The sequence below is a fragment of the Idiomarina sp. A28L genome (genome assembly GCF_000218785.1).
Lineage (GTDB): Bacteria > Pseudomonadota > Gammaproteobacteria > Enterobacterales > Alteromonadaceae > Aliidiomarina.
This window is the reverse complement of sequence record NZ_AFPO01000011.1, coordinates 140,594-161,054: the sequence shown is the minus strand read 5'-3', so window position 1 is coordinate 161,054 and position 20,461 is coordinate 140,594. Positions and strand designations below refer to the sequence as shown.

At 45.0% G+C, this 20,461-nt stretch carries 19 protein-coding genes; 7 read left to right on the top strand and 12 right to left on the bottom strand.

The genetic code is table 11. From position 1 onward, the window contains the following. Window positions 1-12 precede the first annotated feature (12 nt). Window positions 13-633: a rhombosortase gene (gene rrtA, locus A28LD_RS03840; protein WP_007419753.1), complete on the top strand. Its 621-nt coding sequence runs from the start codon at window positions 13-15 to the stop codon at window positions 631-633. A 70-nt stretch (window positions 634-703) separates the two neighbouring features. Here rrtA and A28LD_RS03835 read toward each other — a convergent pair whose 3' ends face one another. The 12 genes from A28LD_RS03835 to pspA form a co-directional block, all read right to left on the bottom strand. After that, window positions 704-3,217, bottom strand: a complete 2,514-nt coding sequence (locus tag A28LD_RS03835) for a S9 family peptidase (protein WP_007419752.1) — start codon at window positions 3,215-3,217, stop codon at window positions 704-706. 158 nt (window positions 3,218-3,375) lie between these two features. Next, on the bottom strand, window positions 3,376-4,035 hold the full coding sequence (gene maiA, locus A28LD_RS03830) for a maleylacetoacetate isomerase (protein WP_007419751.1): 660 nt from the start codon (window positions 4,033-4,035) through the stop codon (window positions 3,376-3,378). After that, window positions 4,035-5,057, bottom strand: coding sequence for a fumarylacetoacetate hydrolase family protein (locus A28LD_RS03825; RefSeq protein WP_007419750.1), 1,023 nt, complete (start codon window positions 5,055-5,057; stop codon window positions 4,035-4,037). The genes maiA and A28LD_RS03825 overlap by 1 nt, the downstream gene beginning before the upstream one ends. Continuing rightward, window positions 5,057-6,190, bottom strand: coding sequence for a homogentisate 1,2-dioxygenase (locus A28LD_RS03820; RefSeq protein ID WP_007419749.1), 1,134 nt, complete (start codon window positions 6,188-6,190; stop codon window positions 5,057-5,059). The genes A28LD_RS03825 and A28LD_RS03820 overlap by 1 nt, the downstream gene beginning before the upstream one ends. Beyond that, window positions 6,183-7,253, bottom strand: a complete 1,071-nt coding sequence (gene hppD / locus A28LD_RS03815; RefSeq protein WP_007419748.1) for a 4-hydroxyphenylpyruvate dioxygenase — start codon at window positions 7,251-7,253, stop codon at window positions 6,183-6,185. The genes A28LD_RS03820 and hppD overlap by 8 nt, the downstream gene beginning before the upstream one ends. A 527-nt stretch (window positions 7,254-7,780) precedes the next feature. Then, window positions 7,781-9,331: a transcriptional regulator TyrR gene (gene tyrR / locus A28LD_RS03810; protein WP_007419747.1), complete on the bottom strand. Its 1,551-nt coding sequence runs from the start codon at window positions 9,329-9,331 to the stop codon at window positions 7,781-7,783. A 115-nt stretch (window positions 9,332-9,446) separates the two neighbouring features. Next, the gene (locus tag A28LD_RS03805) at window positions 9,447-9,788 is read right to left on the bottom strand and encodes a 4a-hydroxytetrahydrobiopterin dehydratase (RefSeq protein ID WP_007419746.1); all 342 of its coding nucleotides are present in this window, start codon (window positions 9,786-9,788) and stop codon (window positions 9,447-9,449) included. Window positions 9,789-9,860: 72 nt separating this feature from the next. Further along, entirely contained in the window at window positions 9,861-10,658 is a 798-nt protein-coding gene (gene phhA / locus A28LD_RS03800; RefSeq protein ID WP_007419745.1) for a phenylalanine 4-monooxygenase, read from the bottom strand. 20 nt (window positions 10,659-10,678) lie between these two features. Continuing rightward, on the bottom strand, window positions 10,679-11,869 hold the full coding sequence (megL, locus tag A28LD_RS03795; protein ID WP_007419744.1) for a methionine gamma-lyase: 1,191 nt from the start codon (window positions 11,867-11,869) through the stop codon (window positions 10,679-10,681). Window positions 11,870-12,078: 209 nt separating this feature from the next. Then, window positions 12,079-12,525 carry an envelope stress response membrane protein PspC gene (gene pspC, locus A28LD_RS03790; protein ID WP_007419743.1) on the bottom strand — a complete coding sequence of 149 codons (447 nt, stop codon included), beginning with the start codon at window positions 12,523-12,525 and terminating at the stop codon, window positions 12,079-12,081. A gap of 10 nt (window positions 12,526-12,535) precedes the next feature. Continuing rightward, a complete protein-coding gene (gene pspB / locus A28LD_RS03785; protein ID WP_040487003.1) occupies window positions 12,536-12,781 on the bottom strand; it encodes an envelope stress response membrane protein PspB in 246 nt (81 codons plus the stop codon). A gap of 115 nt (window positions 12,782-12,896) precedes the next feature. After that, window positions 12,897-13,604, bottom strand: a complete 708-nt coding sequence (gene pspA, locus A28LD_RS03780) for a phage shock protein PspA (RefSeq protein ID WP_007419741.1) — start codon at window positions 13,602-13,604, stop codon at window positions 12,897-12,899. 282 nt (window positions 13,605-13,886) lie between these two features. Between pspA and pspF the strand changes: the two genes are divergently transcribed. Genes pspF through A28LD_RS03750 form a run of 6 tightly spaced genes read left to right on the top strand, consistent with a single transcriptional unit; the run spans window position 13,887 to window position 20,341 of the window. Beyond that, window positions 13,887-14,993 carry a phage shock protein operon transcriptional activator gene (gene pspF, locus A28LD_RS03775; protein ID WP_007419740.1) on the top strand — a complete coding sequence of 369 codons (1,107 nt, stop codon included), beginning with the start codon at window positions 13,887-13,889 and terminating at the stop codon, window positions 14,991-14,993. Beyond that, the gene (locus tag A28LD_RS03770) at window positions 14,986-16,620 is read left to right on the top strand and encodes an ABC transporter substrate-binding protein (protein ID WP_007419739.1); all 1,635 of its coding nucleotides are present in this window, start codon (window positions 14,986-14,988) and stop codon (window positions 16,618-16,620) included. The genes pspF and A28LD_RS03770 overlap by 8 nt, the downstream gene beginning before the upstream one ends. Beyond that, window positions 16,620-17,651 carry an ABC transporter permease gene (locus A28LD_RS03765; RefSeq protein ID WP_007419738.1) on the top strand — a complete coding sequence of 344 codons (1,032 nt, stop codon included), beginning with the start codon at window positions 16,620-16,622 and terminating at the stop codon, window positions 17,649-17,651. The genes A28LD_RS03770 and A28LD_RS03765 overlap by 1 nt, the downstream gene beginning before the upstream one ends. Then, the gene (locus A28LD_RS03760) at window positions 17,638-18,531 is read left to right on the top strand and encodes an ABC transporter permease subunit (protein ID WP_007419737.1); all 894 of its coding nucleotides are present in this window, start codon (window positions 17,638-17,640) and stop codon (window positions 18,529-18,531) included. The genes A28LD_RS03765 and A28LD_RS03760 overlap by 14 nt, the downstream gene beginning before the upstream one ends. 2 nt (window positions 18,532-18,533) lie before the next feature. After that, a complete protein-coding gene (locus A28LD_RS03755) occupies window positions 18,534-19,529 on the top strand; it encodes an oligopeptide/dipeptide ABC transporter ATP-binding protein (RefSeq protein ID WP_007419736.1) in 996 nt (331 codons plus the stop codon). Then, the gene (locus A28LD_RS03750; RefSeq protein ID WP_007419735.1) at window positions 19,526-20,341 is read left to right on the top strand and encodes a peptide ABC transporter ATP-binding protein; all 816 of its coding nucleotides are present in this window, start codon (window positions 19,526-19,528) and stop codon (window positions 20,339-20,341) included. Before A28LD_RS03755 ends, A28LD_RS03750 begins: the two co-directional genes overlap by 4 nt. Window positions 20,342-20,461 lie beyond the last annotated feature (120 nt).

Here is a 20,461-nt window from a genome sequence, read left to right as displayed (position 1 = left end):
CGAGTTAGAACTATGAGTTTATCGAATTCAACGAACAAAATTCCAGCAGTTAATTCCTTAAGAACGCGCATCGGTTTTCTATTGGCACCCGTTATATTGGCTATTGTTTTAGTTGCCATACACATGAACACCAACGTACAAAGCTGGTTAGTGCTTTCAGAGGAAAACCTGCTAAGCCAACCATGGCGGATTTTCACCACTCATTTAGTACACCTCAACGATCAACACCTATGGGTTAATGTTGCCGCTCTTATTCTAATTTCAATTTTATTCAGAAGTTACATTCGTGGTCGTTTACTTATGAATGTAATGATGATTAGCGCACTCGGTGCTTCTTTAATTCCTATTTTATTAGCCCAAGATTATAACTTCGTGGGCCTTTCTGGGGTTCTCCATGGCGTTTTCGTGTACGTTGGTGTTTCCCTATTACGAACGCAACGTGCGTTGGGTGTTACCATCTTAATGATTGTGGTTATAAAGCTGGCTGTTGATTTAATTTTAGCCGTTGATGAATCACTCTGGCTCGGTGCTCAAGTTGCATATCTTTGCCATATCGGTGGCGCTGTGGGTGGTGCTCTCGCCGTTCCGGGCTTGCGCCGCAAACCCATCGAGATCGTAAAACCGAAAGAGTAGCAGCTCTTGTCAGCGGGTAATAAAAAAGCGACCTCTATGGTCGCTTTTTTAGTTATTCTATTTCAATAAGTTATTGCAAATTGGTTTCAAACAATTTGTGAATACGGCGATATTCATCTAACCAGCTCGAGGGCTGCACAAACCCGTGCGGCTCAACTGGGAATATAGCGGTTTCAAAATTCTCTTTCTCCAACTCAATCAACCGCTGCACTAACCGCACTGAATCTTGGAAAAACACATTATCATCAACCATCGGTGCGTTAATCAGCAATGCATCTTCTAGCCCTTCAGCGAAGTAGATTGGCGAGCTGCGGCGATACGCGATCATATCGTCTTGCGGTAGATTCAAAATATTTGAGGTGTAACCCGTATTGTAGTGTGCCCAATCCGTTACTGGGCGAAGCGCCGCACCGGCTTTAAACAAACCAGGCTCGTTAAACAACGCCATAAAGGTTAAGAAGCCACCATAAGAGCCACCATAAGTACCTACGCGCTCAACATCAACGTTGCGATGCGCGCCCATCCAATTCACCACATCCACTAAATCTTCAACTTCGGGCGTACCCATTTGGCGATAAACCGCTGTACGCCAATCGCGGCCATACCCAGCTGAACCGCGGAAATCCAAATCGAGAACCACATAACCAAGATCGGTAAGTTTGCTGTGATACATAAACTCACGGAAATAGCCCGACCAACCGCCATGCGCGTTTTGTAGATAACCAGCACCATGAATAAACACTACTGCCGGATAACCTTCAGCGCGGTTTGCATCATAATCTTTTGGCAAATACACGCGGCTGTAGATTGGATCTTCCACATGTGAAGAAGGTACTTCCACAATTTCAGGTTGTGCCCACGGCATGTTTTGGAATTCAGCTGTAACCGTTTCCGTTAATCGTGTAGCTTGGCTGCCACTGCGCACTTCTTGCACGTAAAGTTCATTCGGCTGCAAAGGGCTTGAGTGGGTTAACAGTAAACGCGTTTCATCTGGGCTCAAGCTGTAATTTGTCATGCCATTTAAGCTAGTGAGTTGTTCAATGTCGCCACCACTCGCAGGCACCCGGAACACCTCATAAATACCAGGATGACCAGCGTTTGCTTGGAAATAGAAGGTATCACCGGCTCGATTTAAGGTTACGTTATCCACTAAATAACGGCCACTAGTAATTTGCTGCACATTGCCGTTATTAAGATTCTTAATATACAGATGCGAATAATTACTTTCTTCTGAAAGATACCAAAGTGAATGGCTTTCAGGCATCCAGTTGAAGGCATTAAAATCACGGTTGATCCATGCTTCATCGTGTAAACGGTGTTGGTTATCTAACCGCGCTGCATCAAGATCAACGGTGGTAATCCAACGATCTTTGTTATCCCACGCACGTAACATTACAGCTACCGCATCGCCGCTAGAATTCCAAACAATATTGCCTTCTGGCGCCGACCAACCGGGCATAACTCCAATTGCACGAGGCGTTCGCTTACTTTCATAAGTTTTGCCTTCGGCAGCGTAATTTTCCTCACGAACTGCGGCAAGCACATCTTCATCAAAACCAGGCAAAGATTCATAACTTAACTCAGTTTTCTCGCCACTGCTGATATCCACCAAATACAATGTGTGGTGAATAGGCTTAGCATCCGCAACACGCCGGCGTACGTTTTGATTTTCAACGCGGCCTGTTTCTGTTACGTAACGTGGCATTAAATCGCTATCGCCTCGCCAGCTTTGTGGCTCGGTAACAGCAATAATGGCGTGATCAGCTGAAGGTGCTAGGCTGGCTTCCACCACTTGCACATTATTTCCTAAATAAATTGGCTGCGGTGCTAATGATGCGTTACTAGCTGCTAACGTTTGTTGATCGTCGAACCGCTCTTGCCGCTGACGCCGCTGGACTCGGTTATATTCGATTAAATCAATTTCTTCAGAAGCCAGAATATCAGCTGGCTCCTCTAAAGCTTTCGGAGCCTCTTGCGTTTGCAACGAGAGAACCAGCTCCGTAAAACCGCTGTTAAGGTTTATTGCATAGAAATCATTGGCTACGCGATAGCTCAAGCGGCCATCATGCAAAAACTGTAAACCCGATTTGTTTTGAGTATCGCGGGTAAGTTGGCGTACTTCGCCGTTGCTAGTGTTGAGCACATAAATATTACGTTCAAAAAGATAGGCTTTTAGTGAACGATCAGCATTAGGAACTGCGTTTTGATAAGCCTGTGTATGCAAAGAATTTAACGCTACTTGCGTACCATTACCACCAGCTGATAACGGCCGTTGAAACAGATCTCGCTGCGGGCTACCTTCACGTTTACGGCTAAAGAGTACACTTCTGCTATCCCACGACCAGTAAGCACCTTCAGGAGAGCGACCAATCCAATCCGGGTCGGCCATAATTTGCGTCATGCTGAATACAGATTCACGCTGTTCAAAATTTCGTGGCTGCGAATACTGGGTTTGCCCAGTTGTTTGTTCAGTTCGCTGTTCTGCAACTGCACTCGTGGCCGAGTTTTGCTGAACCGTGCCTGAACTTGAACACGCCACGCTTAACAGCGCTGCGCTAATGGCTACCGTAAGTTTTCTCTTCATTCCGTTTTCCTTATTGTGAAAATCACCTGCATCTGGGTGCAATCTTTTTAAACTCGATGTAATCACCAAAGCAATAAACTATTAAAACAAAAAAGCCCGGAAATGATAAGTCATTCCGAGCTTATATAAGCTATCTGAACCGAATCTTGCGTTGAACCTCAAGTATTCGCATCAATTTGATTCTCGGGCCGAGCTGCAACAAACGCAGGCAGAACCTCAAGTGCCTCTACCACACTAAGCAACCGCGGGTATGGTGTTAAATCAACGTTGAACCGTTTTGCGTTGTAAACTTGTGGAATTAAACAAACATCCGCAAGCGTTACATTATCACCAACACAGTATTTACCGGCAGTTTTCTGCAAGCGGGTTTCAAACGCTTGAAACGCTTGGGTAACCCAATGAGCAATCCACGCTTGTTTTTGCTCATCTGGCTGCTCTAACTCGCCGGTAAGATATTGAAGTACCCTCAAGTTCGCAATTGGTTGCAAATCAGCCGCCATATCGAGCGCCAATGTTCTTACTACTGCCGCATCAACTGGTGATTCAGGCACCAGCCGTGGTCCAGGAAAACTCGCATCTAAATATTCAATAATCGCTAACGATTGATTGAGCGTTAGATGCTCGCCTGTGTTTGGATCCGTTACTTCCAACGTAGGCACAAGCTTTGCTGGGTTCAATCGGCTATATTCTGCACTTTTCTGTTCGCCACCCGATTTCAACAAATGAATTGAGCTATATTCATACTCCAAGCCCTTCAATGCCAAAGCGATACGCACTCGGTAGCTAGCAGATGAGCGCCAGTAACCGTGTAATTTCATTACTGTGGGCCTTTGTATTCAACAACTTTTTGATCGATAGCACCAAAAATGCTGTTACCTTCATGATCATTCATTTCAATGCGAATGGTATCGCCAAACTTCATAAACTCAGTAGCTGGCTTACCATCTCGAATCGTTTCGATCATGCGAACTTCAGCGATACAGCTATAACCTACACCGCCCTCTGAAACCGCACTACCGTGATCAGTGCCCTGCTTGTTTGAAACCGTGCCAGAACCAATAACCGTGCCAGCACTTAATGGCCGCGTCATTGCTGCATGTTGCACTAAGCGATCAAAATTGAATGTCATATCTTCACCAGCATTCGGATAACCAAACAACTCGCCGTTATAGGTAGAGCGCAACGGTAGGTGAACTTTACCACCTTGCCATGCATCACCTAATTCATCAGGCGTTACCGCAACCGGTGAAAACACTGAGCTTGGTTTCGAGTTGAAAAAGCCAAAGCCTTTTCCCAATTCATTTGGAATCAAACCGCGTAAAGAAACGTCATTTACCAACATTAACAAGCGAATATGCTCACGTGCATTTTTCGCTTCAATACCCATCGGTACATCATCGGTAATAATCGCTACTTCACCTTCGAAATCGATACCCCAGCTCTCAGAACCAAGTTCAATATCTTGGCGGGGCCCGATAAAGGCATCGGAACCACCTTGATACATGAGCGGATCTTCCCAGAAGCTCGGCGGCATTTCGGCGCCACGAGCTTTACGCACAAGCTCTACGTGGTTCACATACGCACTACCATCAGCCCACTGAAATGCTCGAGGCAGAGGGCTTTCACACTGCTTTTCATCAAAGGCGAAATCATCACTGAACTTATCGTTATTTAATGCGATATAAACTTCTTTCAGCTTTGCTTCTACTTCTTTCCAATTATCAATTGCAAATTGCATGGTTCCAGCAATTTCTGGAACCGCAACGGCACGGGCAAGATCTCGGCTTACCACAACAAGTTTGCCATCACGGGTACCATCGCGATACGTCGCTAATTTCATTATTTCTTCTCCTGCCAGCTCATTACGTAATCAGGATTTTCAACAGAGTGAGATGCTTCGCCCACCTCAAGTGAATCCCGAGTATCTAACATAACAGCTACTTCATCAGTGAATTTCTTTTTGTGCTCACGCCCGGCCTGAAATGCTTTCGGGTGCGGCCCATGCGTAAAGCCCGCTGGGTGAAAGGTTACCATACCGCGATCAATATTATCACGGCTAAAGAAATCACCCGCGTGATAAAACAACACTTCATCATAGTCATCATTATTATGATAAAACGGTACTTTCAATGCGCCTGGGTCGCTTTCTATCGGCCGTGGCACAAAAGTACAGACCACAAAACGCTCTGCTACAAAGGTAGTATGTGCTGAAGGCGGTAAATGATAGCGATGGCTCATTAGTGGCCGAAAATCGCGCCAATTAACCCGCACCGGCGATAAATCACCATGCCAACCTATCGCATCGAGTGGGTTATGTGGAAACGTAACCACCGAAACTTCGCCATGGCGCTTCACTTCCACTTGCCAACTCTCTTCGCTGTATTGTGCTTTAAATGCTTCATCAATATCTGGAACATCTAAACATGCAGGGTCAAAAATTGCGTGGTTGCCCACTAAACCCTTATCAGGAAGTTGATATGAACCGTTGGTGGCCTCAATCATCAACAACTGCATCGGCGAAGAAGGTTCGATACGCCAATTGGTTGAACGCGGTATTACCACGTAATCGCCATCACGCAACGTTAAATGCCCATAATCACAATACAGTTCGCCACCACCTTCGTGCACGAACAACAAATCATCGCCATCAGCGTTTCGCGCTAGCTTTTTCATTGCCGAATCTAAATGCCAAATTCGGAATTTACAGCTCGCGTTAAACAATAAATTTTCAGCCAACCACGGCGAAGCCGTATCTAAGCCAGTAAGCTTATTGAAATCGAAACACCTAGGGCGAAGCGGGCCTTCCCACTCGCTCCACCCCGTTGGGGCGTGCGTGTGGTGAAAGTGAGTAGCAGGGCCAAAAAAGCCACTGCGGCCAGCTTCGCGCTCATAAATCGCTTCTTCCGGAAAATCAGCATGAGCCTGGCGTGAAGCCTTCCCTACCTGCTTCGGGAAAGAAATCGGTTTACGCATCGCTTAATACTCCCCGGCGAATTTGATCTTCTTCAATCGATTCAAATAACGCTTTAAAGTTCCCCTCACCGAAACCTTCGTTACCTTTACGCTGAATAATTTCAAAAAACACTGGGCCAATTACAGTTTTAGTGAAAATTTGCAGCAAGATTCCATCTTTCATCGGTGCGCCATCAATCAGAATTCGCAGATCACGCAAATCATCTAAGCTTTCATCATGGCCTTCAACGCGCTCGTTTACTTTATCGTAGTATGTATCTGGCGTTGTCATAAATTCCATACCACGCTCACGAAGTGTGCGCACAGTGCGGTAAATGTTATCTGAGCTCATCGCAATATGCTGAATGCCTTCGCCGTTATAATCTTTCAGGTATTCTTCAATTTGTGATTTATCATCATGCGATTCGTTAATTGGAATCCGGATTTTTCCACATGGCGATGTCATTGCACGGCTCAACAAGCCCGTAAGTTTCCCTTCGATATCAAAGTAGCGAACTTCGCGGAAGTTACCAATGCGCTCGTAAAACCCAGCCCATAAATCCATGTTGCCACGGAATACGTTGTGCGTAAGGTGATCTACATAATCCATACCCACAGCAAAATCTTTCATTTTCGCTTCCCAGTTCTCGTAGAAGCGGAAATCAACATCATAAATTGATTGGCTACCGTAGCGATCGACAAAATATAACGCGCTCTCACCAATGCCATAGATAGCCGGAATATTTAATTCCATCGCACCCACATCAGCTTTAAATTCTTTCGCGCCATTTGCCAACGCATGCTGCATCGCTAAATCTGCATCGGCCACGCGGAACGCCATACCACAAACACTCGGGCCGTGTTCACGAGCAAATTCTTCAGCTTGCGAAGAAGGCTGGCCATTCACGATAAAGTTAATATCATTCTGTTTAAACAACCAAACATCTTTGCGACGATGCTTTGCTACTTCAGTGAAACCCAGTTGAATGAATAACTCTTTAAGAGCCTCAATACCTTTGCTATCAGCAGCAGTATATTCAACAAATTCAAAACCATCAGTACCTAACGGATTAATATTACTCATATTTCGCATTCCTCATTATCGTTGTAACACTAATGCATTTACCGCCTCTGTGATTCGCGGTTTAAATCCAATAGTGGCCACCCCATCGCGTAAATACGCTGCGGTGAAAAAAATAGTCCAACCTTGTTGTAACCCGTTTCCCTATACAAAGGCTAGCAAGGGCTTGCGAAACACCCCCAGTACACATTTCACCCACCTGTAAGATTAAGTTTACATGCGCGCCACAACCCCGAATACTCACCGCAACTGTACACTTTAGTTTACAAAAAACCAATTAACTGTCTCATAAACTTTCCAACCTACTCTCGAGAGGAGATAGAGATAACGTTTATCGGGAGCTTTGTGCGCGGGAGATAGCGTTTGTGGGGGCTGATTTAGTGGTTCAGGGTGTCTGCCGCAGGGATGCGGCAGCCAAGCCCCCAAGGATGGGTTCACGGCGTCCCTGAGCCACTAAATCAGCCCCCGTAAACTAAGCTATCTTCCGCGCACTAAGCTATCTCACACGCACTCAGCTATCTCGCGCACACTCAGCGGCGGCGTTGCTTGCCAATGCCGTAATCGCGGAGTTTGTTGGCGATAGCCGTGTGGCTCAAGCCAAGTTTGCGCGCCAATAGCCGAGTACTTGGGTAGCTCGGGTATAAACGGCGCAGTAATGTGCTCTCAAAGCGCTTCACAGCATCTTCCAACGAGCCCTCATCAAGATCGATATTTAACTGATCAGGCATAGCCGGCATTTCAGGTAAATGAATATCACTCGGCTCTAACACTGATTTTTCCAGCATCGATAGTGAACGAAACAAAGTATTTTCCAACTGCCGCACGTTACCCGGCCAGCTATATTGATTTAAGTATTCACGAGTAGCAGGCGCAATACGCACAGGCGCACGCTGCAACTGTTGGCAAAACTTATAAACAAAGTGATCCGCTAACAGCGCAACATCCCCTTTACGCTCACGCAACGGCGGTAACTGCAACGAAAGAACATTTAACCGATAATACAAATCTTCACGAAAGCTTCCCGCTTCCACCCGCTCAAACAAATCGCCGCGCGCTAAACATACCAAACGCACATCAACTTTAACCATTTGTTCTTCGCCGATACGGCGAAAACGGCCATCTTCAAGAAAACGCAGAAGCTTCGCTTGCAGCTCTTGTGACATATCACCCACCGAATCGAGCAATACCGTGCCACCGTTCGCTTGTTCAAATATACCTTTCTTACCTTGTGGATGATGGCTAAATACATCTGAACCGTAGCCAAACAGCTCACTCTCTGCCACGTTATCGGGCAAAGCACCACAATTTACCGCTAAAAACAGGTTCTGACTGCGATTTCCGGCCTGATGACACGCTCGAGCAAATAATTCTTTGCCAACACCTGTTTCACCTTCGATTAACAGTGGCACATCAAGCTGTGCCATGCGCTCCGCATCTTTAAGTAACCGCTTAATGCCCGCGTGCTGAGTTAACAGCTGAGTAAAAGGTGAATTAGCATCGCTGTTGCCAGGTTGAATAGGTACCGGTTCTGATTGGCAGTGAATAACCGCGCCAGCGAAGCTTGGTTCGCCCTCAGCATCGTTTACCCAAATCGGTAAGATATTGGCGCGGTAATTTGCTGAACCGAGCTGTAGATAATCAGTTTTTGTTTCTTCCGGCTGCCGGTCAAGCCAACGTTGTATGTTCAGGCCGCCCACCAAATCATTGATCTGCAAACCCTTCAACTCGGCTTTATCGGCATCAAGTAACGCCGCCGCCGCGCTATTAATAACATCAACGCGGCCTTTTGAATCAACCGAAATAACAGGATTTGGAAGCGTACTCAAGAGTAAGTTGAATTCGTAATGCTCACGCTCAGTAGGCATGTAAGATATGGTTTTTACATCTTGAACATTCGGAATACGGCGAATTTTCGACATTAAAAGTTGGAATTCGGCAAATTCCAACGATGGGAAATTCAGGAATATTTTCCCTACTGGGTCTACTTCTATCCCTTTCAAATCAATTTCATTTTCGCGCAGAATACCAAGTACATCTTGGCAAAGGCCCAAGCGATCGTTACAAATAATTTCCAGGCGCATGTAATTTGGCGAAGCCACCTCAAAGAGTATGTAAAGCAAATTATACAGATATTACAAAAAAAATCAGCACTCCCGAAGCTCGAGAGTGCTGATAATCATCGCGTATAACTGGCCGTTAATCGTTGAGAAGCTGATCCGTTTTCGCAGCCATAATGAAATCATTTTTATGTAAGCCGCCAATAGCATGGCTCCACCAAGTAACCGTTACCTTGCCCCACTCCAAAAATATGCCTGGGTGATGGAATTCAGCTTCCGCAAGCTCAGCGAGTTTGTTAGTAAATGCCAATGCAAGTTTAAAATTCTTGAATTTATAAACGCGTTCAAGCTGCATTACGTTATCACGCACAATAGGTGCCCAATCCGGAATTTCTCGTATCAATTCGGCAAGTTCTTGATCCGATACTTTTGGTGCGTCTGCGTGGCACGCTTCGCATTTCATTTCTTTTAATTCAGACATCACTATTTCCTGTAGTTACTTTGCTATTGCGTAATGGTAAATCGCGGATTACTAAAATTTAATACTCAATTCTTATGCAGCATTTTTCGGTGGAAATTTCGGCTCAAACAAGCCCAACTCCATAGCCTCATGCACCATTGCCATAATATCCATATCGGCGATTTCAAACAATTCATTCACATCTTCAATGGTGTAATAAATCGGCTGCATAATATCAATTCTATATGGTGTGCGCAGTGCATCAATCGCTTTTAGCGGCTCGCGCTCGGGAACATCACTTTCCAACGCATAGCGAGTTTCGCCCGGTGATGACAAAATACCGCCGCCATAAATACGCAGCCCTTCTTTGGTTTTCAATAAACCGAATTCAACGGTAAACCAGTATAGGCGAGCCAAGTAAACTCGCTCTTTCGGCGTTGCTGCATATCCCAACCTGCCATATTGATGGGTAAAATGAGCGAAGGCAGGATTCGTCAACAGTGGGCAATGGCCAAAGATTTCATGGAAAATATCAGGCTCTTGCAAATAATCAAATTCTTCCCGAGTACGAATGAAAGTAGCCACTGGGAATTGCTTATTAGCAAGTAATCGGAAAAACTCATCGAAGGGGATTAATGCAGGTACTTCAGCAACTTGCCAACCAGTTGTTGCAGCAAGCACTTTATTAATCTCGTATAACTGTGGAATACGATCAGTTGGCATATCCAATAAACGCATGCCCTCGATATACTCATCACATGCCTTGCCCGGAATAATATCGAGCTGGCGGGCAACTAAATCGTGCCAAATCTTGTTCTCTTCGTCGGTCCATGCAATATGACCATCTTTATCTGATTGCTTGGAAACGTATTGGCTCGCTTTCTTTGCCATGGTTAGCTCCTCGTTTATTGTTAACTTTGCGCTAAGCTTTGCGATAAATCGCGAATAATGTCATCAATGTGCTCTAACCCTACCGAAATTCGAATAAGGCCATCGGTAATTCCTGCCTGTGCCCGAACTTCTGGGCTCAACGGTGAATGTGTCATTGATGCCGGATGCTGAATCAGTGTTTCTGCGTCGCCTAAGCTCACCGCTACTTTGATCATGGTTAATCTATTCAAAAAATCAACTGCTGCTTGATAGCCTGCGTGAAGTTCAAATGCAATCACCGCTCCGGCATGCTTCATCTGCGAACCAATAAGGTTGTGCTGCGGATGTTGTTTAAATCCTGGGTAATAAATGTCTGCAATGCTTGGGTGTCGCGCTAAAAATTCCGCCACCATTTCTGCATTTTTACAATGTCTTTCCATACGGATAGCCAAAGTTTTTAGACCACGGGTAATAAGCCAAGCATCATGAGGAGAAATAGTCGCGCCCATATCTTTAAGGCTGGTCATCTTTATCAGCTGGATATCTTCCTCGCTGCCAGTTATAACACCCGCTACCACGTCGCCGTGTCCATTCAAATACTTGGTTGCGCTGTGAACCACGATATCAGCGCCAAAATCCACTGGGCGTTGCAACAAGGGCGTCATAAACGTGTTATCAACTATTATCCGCACATTTTCATGTCGCTTACACACCGCGCCCACCATCGCTAAGTCAATAAGCTTCAAATGTGGGTTTGCTGGCGTTTCTAAAAATACTAACCGAGTATTATCGCGAAATGCCGCCTCTAGATTTTCTGAATGGGTCATATCTACGAAACTAACGCTCACGCCGAATCGGTCAAACAAATGGCTAAATAAGGCAAAACTACAGCCATAAATACAATCGGAAACAATGATGTGATCGCCCGCTCGTAGAAAAGCCATAGTAGCTGCCGATACAGCACCCATTCCAGTAGCCGTTGCCGCCCCTGCTGGCATATTTTCCAATGCGGCCACGCGTTGTTCGAGCATATTCACTGTTGGGTTCCCTAACCGTGAATAAATATATCCGGCTTCTTCGCCGGCAAATCTCCGCCCACCGGTTTCAGCATCAGGGAATACAAAAGTGGATGATTGATAAAGTGGTGCAACAAGAGCCCCATGTTCGTCTGCTGGCGCATTACCGCCGTGAATCACCATCGTTTCCGGATGCATACTACTTGTGTCTGCCATATAAGATCTCTAATTATTGTTATTATTATGTATGGCTAATAGCTTACGGAGAGAGCGATACCACGGCAATCATCAGCAACTGCTTATACCACTTAGCGGTGTAAGGTAAACTTTCCAGATGCACTGACGTTCTGCAATATTCGATTAAAAAAGGAGTTTTTCAAGAGGGAGTAATGCCCCGCCAAAATTGGCAGAGGCATCATCGAGCATTAGAGACGATTAATTTCGTGGCGTACGCGGAATTCAGAAGAAGTAACATAGCTCTCAATAGAACGAAGCGATTTCTCCATTGCTGCAAACTCACTTTCAATGTCACCAAGTGCATAGTGCGGCAGTTTACCGGCTTCCCACACTTTCGTTTTAACCTCAATCGTGCGGCCATCAGCAGTTCTTTCTACTCGTGTTTCTTCACGAACGGTTTGCTCTGAAAATTCATTCGAATTTTTGCCTTTAGCTTTCTTCGATTCTTTATCTAAAACAACCCACGCAATAACATAGGCAACTAGCGTTACTTTACTAGCCAGAATTAGAGCCGTTACCGCAATAATTCGAATAACCCAAAGTTCCCAACCGAAATAGTTGGCGATACCGGCACAAACGCCACCTACTTTGCCCCGCTTATCATCTCGGCGTAGTTCTTTTTTTCGCTCAGCCATAATATTCTCCCTAGCCGCGGTCGTTCTGGCGCCAGTTACTATGCTCTGCATCAAGCAAGTTTTCCAAAGTGCGAATGCGATCGCGCATACGCTCGGCTTGTTGTGCTAAATCACGAACTCGCTCCGCATCCTCTTGGCTCATACCCTCACTAATCTTATTACGGCTGCGATAGTGTAAAATAACCCAAATTGGGGCTACAAAAATCACAAATAAAATTAGCGGTGCAATCAACATCGAAATCACTGCAACATCCATATATTGTCCCACCTCTGAAAAATAGAAATCACTGCCATCAATCATTTAAAAAACCATTTTTATTATATCTGACTAAAAGCGACCGGAATGGGCATTTTCCCACTCCGGCTATGCCTTACGCACCTTTCTTGGCTGAACTTTCCGCTTTCTTTTTACTTGCTGTGTCGGCACCTTTAACGCGTGCTTTCAATGCAGCAAGTTCGGCATCTACATGCGATTCGTTTTCTAACGCCCGAAATTCATCTGCCAATGTTTTCTGGCCAAGATCGTAAGCTTCAACTTGTGATTCTAAACCATCAATTTTCGCTTCATAGCGATCGAATTTATACATCGCATCTTCAATCTTAGAGCTATCTAACGTTTTCTTCACGGTTAAACGTGAACTTACCGTGCGTTCGCGCATTAAAATCGATTTTTGCCGCGCCTTCGCATCTGATAACTTTTCTTGTAGTTGGCCAATTTCACCCGATAAACGCTCAATATGCTCATCAACACGAGCAACTTCGGCGTGAATGGAATCAACTGTTTCTTGCAACTTGCTCTTTTCAAGCAAAGCTTGGCGAGCCAGATCTTCACGATCTTTACTTAATGCAAGTTCAGCGCGCTTTTCCCACTCCACTACTTCATTTTCTAAACGCGTAAGTTGGCGGTTTAGCTCTTTCTTTTCCGATAGTGTTTTCGCAGAAACTGAGCGCACTTCAACTAACGTATCTTCCATTTCCTGAATAATCAGGCGTACCATTTTTTGTGGATCTTCAGCCTTATCGAGAAGCGAGTTTAGATTCGCATTTACGATATCAGTAAAGCGTGAAAAAATACCCATAACAATTACCTCTTAAGCAATGTATTCTTCCTGAGTGGCTCGAGAAGTTTAATTCACTTCAAGAACCGAATTGAGCCCCGCAGGCAAATTGCAAACAGTAGCGTCGACTATTAAACATACAAAACTCGTGCCAACTTTTTATTTATTGATAAACCTATGAATAAATGTGATTTTTGTGCTGTAATAAAAAAATTAATGTAAATGACCATTGTTAAAGTTAAATAATTAGACTAATAAATAGTGAAATTAGCCAATCAATAACAAAAACTAGGAAACCTCTCCATGTCTAGGTTTCGTGACAACGACAATCTAATCGGTCAATCAAACAATTTCTTAGAAGTGCTCGAACACGTATCACGTGCAGCACCTCTTGATAAACCAGTACTCATCATAGGTGAGCGCGGAACTGGTAAAGAGCTTATTGCCGCACGCCTACACTATCTATCGTCCCGCTGGGAACAAGCTTATCTCAAATTAAACTGTGCAGCACTCAACGAAAACTTACTGGATAGTGAACTCTTTGGCCACGAAACTGGTGCGTTTACTGGCGCTAGCAAGCGCCATGAAGGCCGATTTGAACGAGCTGATAAAGGCACTTTGTTTCTGGATGAGCTGGCAAATACCTCACCTTTGGTTCAAGAAAAGCTTCTACGCGTTATTGAGTATGGCGAATTTGAGCGCGTTGGTGGTACTCGCCCGGTAAAAGTAGATGTTCGATTGATTGCCGCTACCAATGAAAACTTACCTGAACTCGCTGCGCGCAATGAATTCCGCGCAGATTTGCTCGATCGCTTGGCGTTTGATGTTATCACCCTGCCACCTTTGCGAGAGCGCCGCGACGATATATTATTATTGGCAGAACATTTTGCTATTCAAATGGCGCGGGAATTAGAGCTCGATTGCTTTCAAGGTTTCACTCGGCAAGCCACAGAAAGTTTACTGGCTTATCCATGGCCGGGGAATGTACGAGAATTAAAGAACGTAGTAGAAAGAAGCTTATATCGCCTTAATAATGCAGCATTACCCCTGCATGATATTATTTTTGACCCGTTTGCCAGCCCCTGGCAACCGAAACAAAGCATGCGCAAATTGAATGGTACAAAATTGCCGGAAAGTACCAAAATACAAGAAAGCGCAGATGAATCGCGGTTCAATAACGAGGAAGCATCACCTCAAGGTAGTTCGATGTTTAGTATCCCCGATATGACTAAGGCATTTGATTTCAAAGAGATATCGCAAGACTTTGAAATTAAATTACTTAACGATGCACTTGCTAACTGCCATTTTAATCAAAAGAAAACCGCAGATTTACTCGGCCTAACCTATCACCAATTACGAGGTTACCTTAAAAAATACCAACTTCTCGATGGAGCTGGTCGCGATGAATAAGTTGATTAAGTATCTATCCGCCAGTATTGCGCTTTTAACCGTTAGTGCATGCAGCCCAGCGCCCGAAACTGAGCAAAGTTTAAATGGGCTATTATATTGTGCTGAGGGGAACCCCGAGTCATTTAACCCTCAACTGGTTACCTCCGGCACTACTTTAGACATGACCGCGGCGCAACTCTATGACAGGCTAATTGAGTTTGATGCTGATAACCAACAATTTACAGCTGCTTTGGCCACCTCCTGGGAAATAAGTAATGATGGTTTAAGCTACCGTTTTCAACTCCGCGACGACGTACAATTCCACAGCACCGATTGGTTTCAGCCTTCTCGGGTAATGAATGCAGCAGATGTGGTGTTTTCTTTTGAGCGATGGCTCAACAGTGAGCACCCGTATCACCATGTATCGGGCCGAGGTTATCCGTTTTTTAGTGCTTCCGGTTTAACGCAATTAATACAATCCGTGCGGGCAATTGATGAATATCTCGTTGAAATCCGGATTTACAAACAAGATAGTTCATTTTTGGCGAATTTAGCTTCCGATTTCGCCATTATTTTATCAGCTGAATATGGCCAGCAGTTATTAACGAATAACCAAGCTGAGCTTATCGATACGCAACCTATCGGCACCGGCCCCTTTCAATTTAGCCAGTTCCGCAAAGATGTTTTAGTACGTTACCTGCGGCACCCCAATTATTGGCGGGAAATTGCTGCAAGTGAGCAGTTAGTGTTTCGTATTGCCCAGAGTGATCACAAAAGAATGTTAATGTTGCTCACTCAAGATTGTGATATTTCGCCGTATCCGCCAGCTAAAGATATTCAATGGCTACGTGATAAGCCCGACATTAACCTACAAGATACCATTAGTCCCAACACCGCGTTCTGGGCCTTTAATACTGATCGGCCTCCTTTTGATGATCCTCTTGTTCGCCAAGCCCTTGCTCATGCTGTTAACCGTAACGCTATTTTAAATACCGTTTATTTTGATCACGCAGTGAGAGCCGATTCAATACTGCCAAATACATCCTGGGCTCACCACGGCACACCAAGTGCGTATCGCTACGATCCGGAAAAAGCACGAGAATTACTGCGCGAAGCAGGATACCCCAACGGTTTCAGCATGCAGATATGGGCGTTACCGGTTCAACGTGCTTATAACCCAAATGCACGATTAATGGCAGAACGTATTCAAGCCGATTTATCGGCTGTCGGTGTACAAGCGGGTATAGTCTCTTACGAGTGGAGTACATTCCGGCGGCGTTTAGCTGACGGTGAGCACGATAGTGTTCTAATCGGTTGGTCTGCCGATCACGCAGATCCTGATAACTTTTTTCGCCCACTGCTAAGTTGCGCAGCCAAACAATCGGGTAATAATCGTGCGCAATGGTGCGATCCTATGTTTGATGAGCTGTTAAGTGCCGCCATATCGAGCAATGATCCAGAGGTAAGAAAAGCTTATTATCGGCAAGCACAAGAGCATCTAGCTCTTGAAGTGCCGCTCCTTCCCATTGCCCACTCAGTGCGTTTTCAAGCAGCACGCGATAACATCATTGGCTTGGAGCTTGAGCCATTCGGTGGTATTCAATTGCGTAAGGTTTCGCGGCAAAAACCAGCGAATGAGGAGCAATAATGCGAATTTACCTTTTACGCCAACTTGCGCTGCTCATTATTACCTTATTTTTGCTAACTATTTTTGCTTTTTGTTTAAGTTATTGGTTCCCCGGTAATCCTATAACGAACAGTAGTGGTATTTTCAGCGATGATACTGTGCGTTTCGCTGAAGCAGCCGCAGCTCGGGGTTATGACGCTAATATATTTGTTCAATATTGGCATTATTTAGGTCATTTATTCCGGGGTGATTGGGGAATATCACTGCTAGATGCAGATCCCGTGTTTGAGCAATTACAGCTGCGGTTTGGGGCTACTTTAGAAATAGCGGTATTAGCCATGCTTATCGCCCTAGTGCCCGGAATCGCACTTGGCGTGCTGGCTGCTTTAAATTTTCGTAAACCCATCGATCACACTATTTTGAGTATGAGCTTATCGGGTTATTCAATCCCAGTGTTTTGGTTTGCTCAAATAGCCATATTGTTAGTGGCTGTGCGCTGGGAAATGCTTCCCATTGCGGGGCAAATCAACCCGCTGTTTAACATTGAACCTATTACCGGCTCTATTTTACTCGATATTTTCATTAGCCAGCCAGATAACATGAGCTTAGCGCTGCGCAGCGCTGTTCGGCATATAACCCTTCCTGTGTTGGTATTATCGGTGATGCCCATGATGCTCCTCATTCGCCTAACCCGAAGTAGTATGCTCGATGTGTTGGATAAAAATTACATCACCTCAGCTTATGCAAAAGGGCTTTCAACACGCAGTGTAATTTGGAGCCATGCAATTCCAAATGCTATGCAAAACGTTATCCGAGAGCTGGGTAGCTTGTTAAGCCTATTGATTACAAATACTATGATTATCGAGGTGATATTCTCTTGGCCGGGCATTGGCAGCTGGTTAATTCGCAGCATTTATGAACGCGATTACCCAGTGATTCAAGGCGGTTTATTGCTCATTGCTGCGCTTATATTATGCGTTCACGTGGCACTTAACCTATTTCACGCTTGGCGTTACCCGCAAGTAAGGAAGGATCTTAATGCCTCGTCCTAACCTCTACTATGAAGAGCGCACGCCCTCCCCTTTAGAGCGGGTATGGCATGAGTTTAATCGTAATCCGCTCGCGCGCTCCGCGCTATATATCATTATTTTGATAATGTTCTTGTGCGTTTTCGGGCCTTTGCTAACGCCTTACGGCCCAAACGAACAAATACTCGATGCGATTTCATTACCCCCAGCTTGGTCGGAGGCGGGCGATATTCGCTTTCTGCTCGGCACTGATGAGCTTGGCCGCGATATGGTTACACGTATTATTTATGGTGCGCGGTATACCTTTGGCTATCCATTTTTAGTGGTGATCGCATCGGCAGCTATTGGCATTTCTCTTGGTGCCATTGCGGCAATGACAGTGGGAGTGAAAAGCTCTACGTTAAAGCATTTGCTTGATGTTTTAATGTCGATTCCATCTTTACTACTTGCTCTTATTATTATTGCTATAACAGGCCCCGGCTTGAGTAATGCACTTCTTGCAATAGGTTTAGTACTCATTCCGCAATTTCTTCATGTAACGCGCAACGCAATCCACGATGAACGGCAAAAGCCCTACGTAACAGCTAGCCGTTTGAATGGCGTAAGTGATTTATATCTATTGGCAATGGTATTTTTTCCCAATATTGTAAAAGTTTTGGTTATTCAACTTACTATCGGTTTATCGATTGCGATTCTTGATATTGCAGCGTTAGGCTTTCTTCGCCTTGGTGCGCAATCACCTACCCCAGAATGGGGCTCTATGCTGGCACAAAGTTTAGAAGTTGCTTATATCTCGCCTTGGGTAATGGCTTTACCCGGTATTGCATTGTTTCTCACCTTAGTAAGCGTAAATTTGGTGGGTGAAACTTTACGAATAGCCATTCAAAAGCAGTTGGAGCGTTAATTATGCTATTGGATATTCGAAATCTCACTATATCAACCAACACTGCTAATGGCCGCGTGAACGTTTTAGAAAAAGTAAATCTGCAAGTTAATGAAGGTGAAATTCATACCCTTGTGGGAGAATCAGGTTCCGGTAAAAGTTTAATTGCGCGCGCAATAATGGGGTTTCTTAGCTCTCGCTGGGAATTACAAGCCGATAGGCTTTGGTTTCAAGATATCGATTTGCTGAATTTAAGTGCCAAGCAACGCCGTGAAATTATCGGTGTTGATATTGCCATGATTTTCCAAGATGCAAAAAGCTATCTCGATCCAAATCTTACTATTGGTGCGCAACTGAATGAAGCCATACTCGACCAAGACCTAACAACCTCATTTTTTAAACGCAAGGCAGAGCGTAAAGAGAAAGTGATATCTTTGCTGCACCGTGTTGGCATTAAAGAACATGATGTAATGATGAACAGCTACGCCCATCAGCTATCTGAGGGCGCGGCACAAAAAATAATGATCGCCAGCGCTATCGCTCATCGGCCCCTTCTATTAATTGCTGATGAGCCAACCAGCACAATGGAACCGTCGACACGCCAACAAATTTATCGGCTATTAGCGCAATTACACGCCCGTTACGGGATGTCGATTCTGATGATAAGCCAAGATCTCGGCGCAATAATGCAGCAAACTCAACGCTTAAGTATGATTTACAGCGGCCAAATTATGGAAACAGGTGAAGCGAAAGCACTATTAGCTAAGCCAGCGCATCCATATACCGAAGCATTATTGAATACTTCATTGTATCGCCATGCTGAAATGGAACCACGTACGCGTTTGCCTACACTTGCAGGTGCAGAACCCACACTGCAGCATTTACCCATAGGCTGCAGGCTAGGACCACGCTGCCAGTATGCACGCCCAATGTGCGTGAAAACGCCTGTATTGGAAAAACAACGGGAGCGGCAAATAGCATGCCACTACCCCTTACATGTGGAGGAGGAAAAAGAATGAGCACACTCCTCGAAGTGAAAGATATAACCAAAACTTATATTGAACGCACTGGAATCTTTAAATCGCGGAGCTTTCATGCGGTTAAAGCAACTAACTTCACCTTGGAAAAGGGGAAAACGCTCGCCATCATGGGTTCAAATGGTTCCGGAAAATCAACACTGGCGGCACTCATTAGTGGTGCCGCAACACCCACATCTGGAGACGTCTATTTCGCTGGGGAACGCCTTATACCCGGCGATTACCAGCAACGCTCAAAACACATACGCATGGTATTTCAAGATGCCGAAGCTTCATTAAATCCCCACCTCACACTGGGCAAACAATTGGAAGAGCCGCTGATATTTAACAGTGGTTTAACCGCCGGGCAACGCCGCGAACGCATTATCGAAACCCTGCAGCAGGTAGGGCTTCTTGGCGAACATATGGTGTTTTATCCGCAGATGATGTCTACAGGGCAAAAACAAAGAGCAAGTATTGCCCGCGCAATCATCTTAAAACCCGATGTATTAGTTGCTGATGAAGCTCTAGCTACACTTGATTCATCTGTACGCGCACAGATAATAAATCTGTTATTAGATTTACAGGATAAACTAGGAATTGCCTACATCTTCATATCGCAAAGCCCCGAAATCGTAAAACATTTAGCCGATGAAGTTCTAGTGATGCACGAAGGCGAAATTATTGAGCGCGGCACCGTTATGGATGTATTCAATAACCCTCAACAAAATTATACACAAAAACTGTTACGGTCAGAGCTCAGCAATGCGCCAACTGGAACTGGCGTGGACACCGCTTCCCTTGAGAAAGAGTAAAGAATTTGTTAGCGTGTGATGCTTTCCGAGCCCTACCTGAGCACTGTTTGCAGTTTTAGGTGCTCTGATAACGATAAGTAAAACTAATAATTCAGTATTTTCACACGACATTTTCACGCG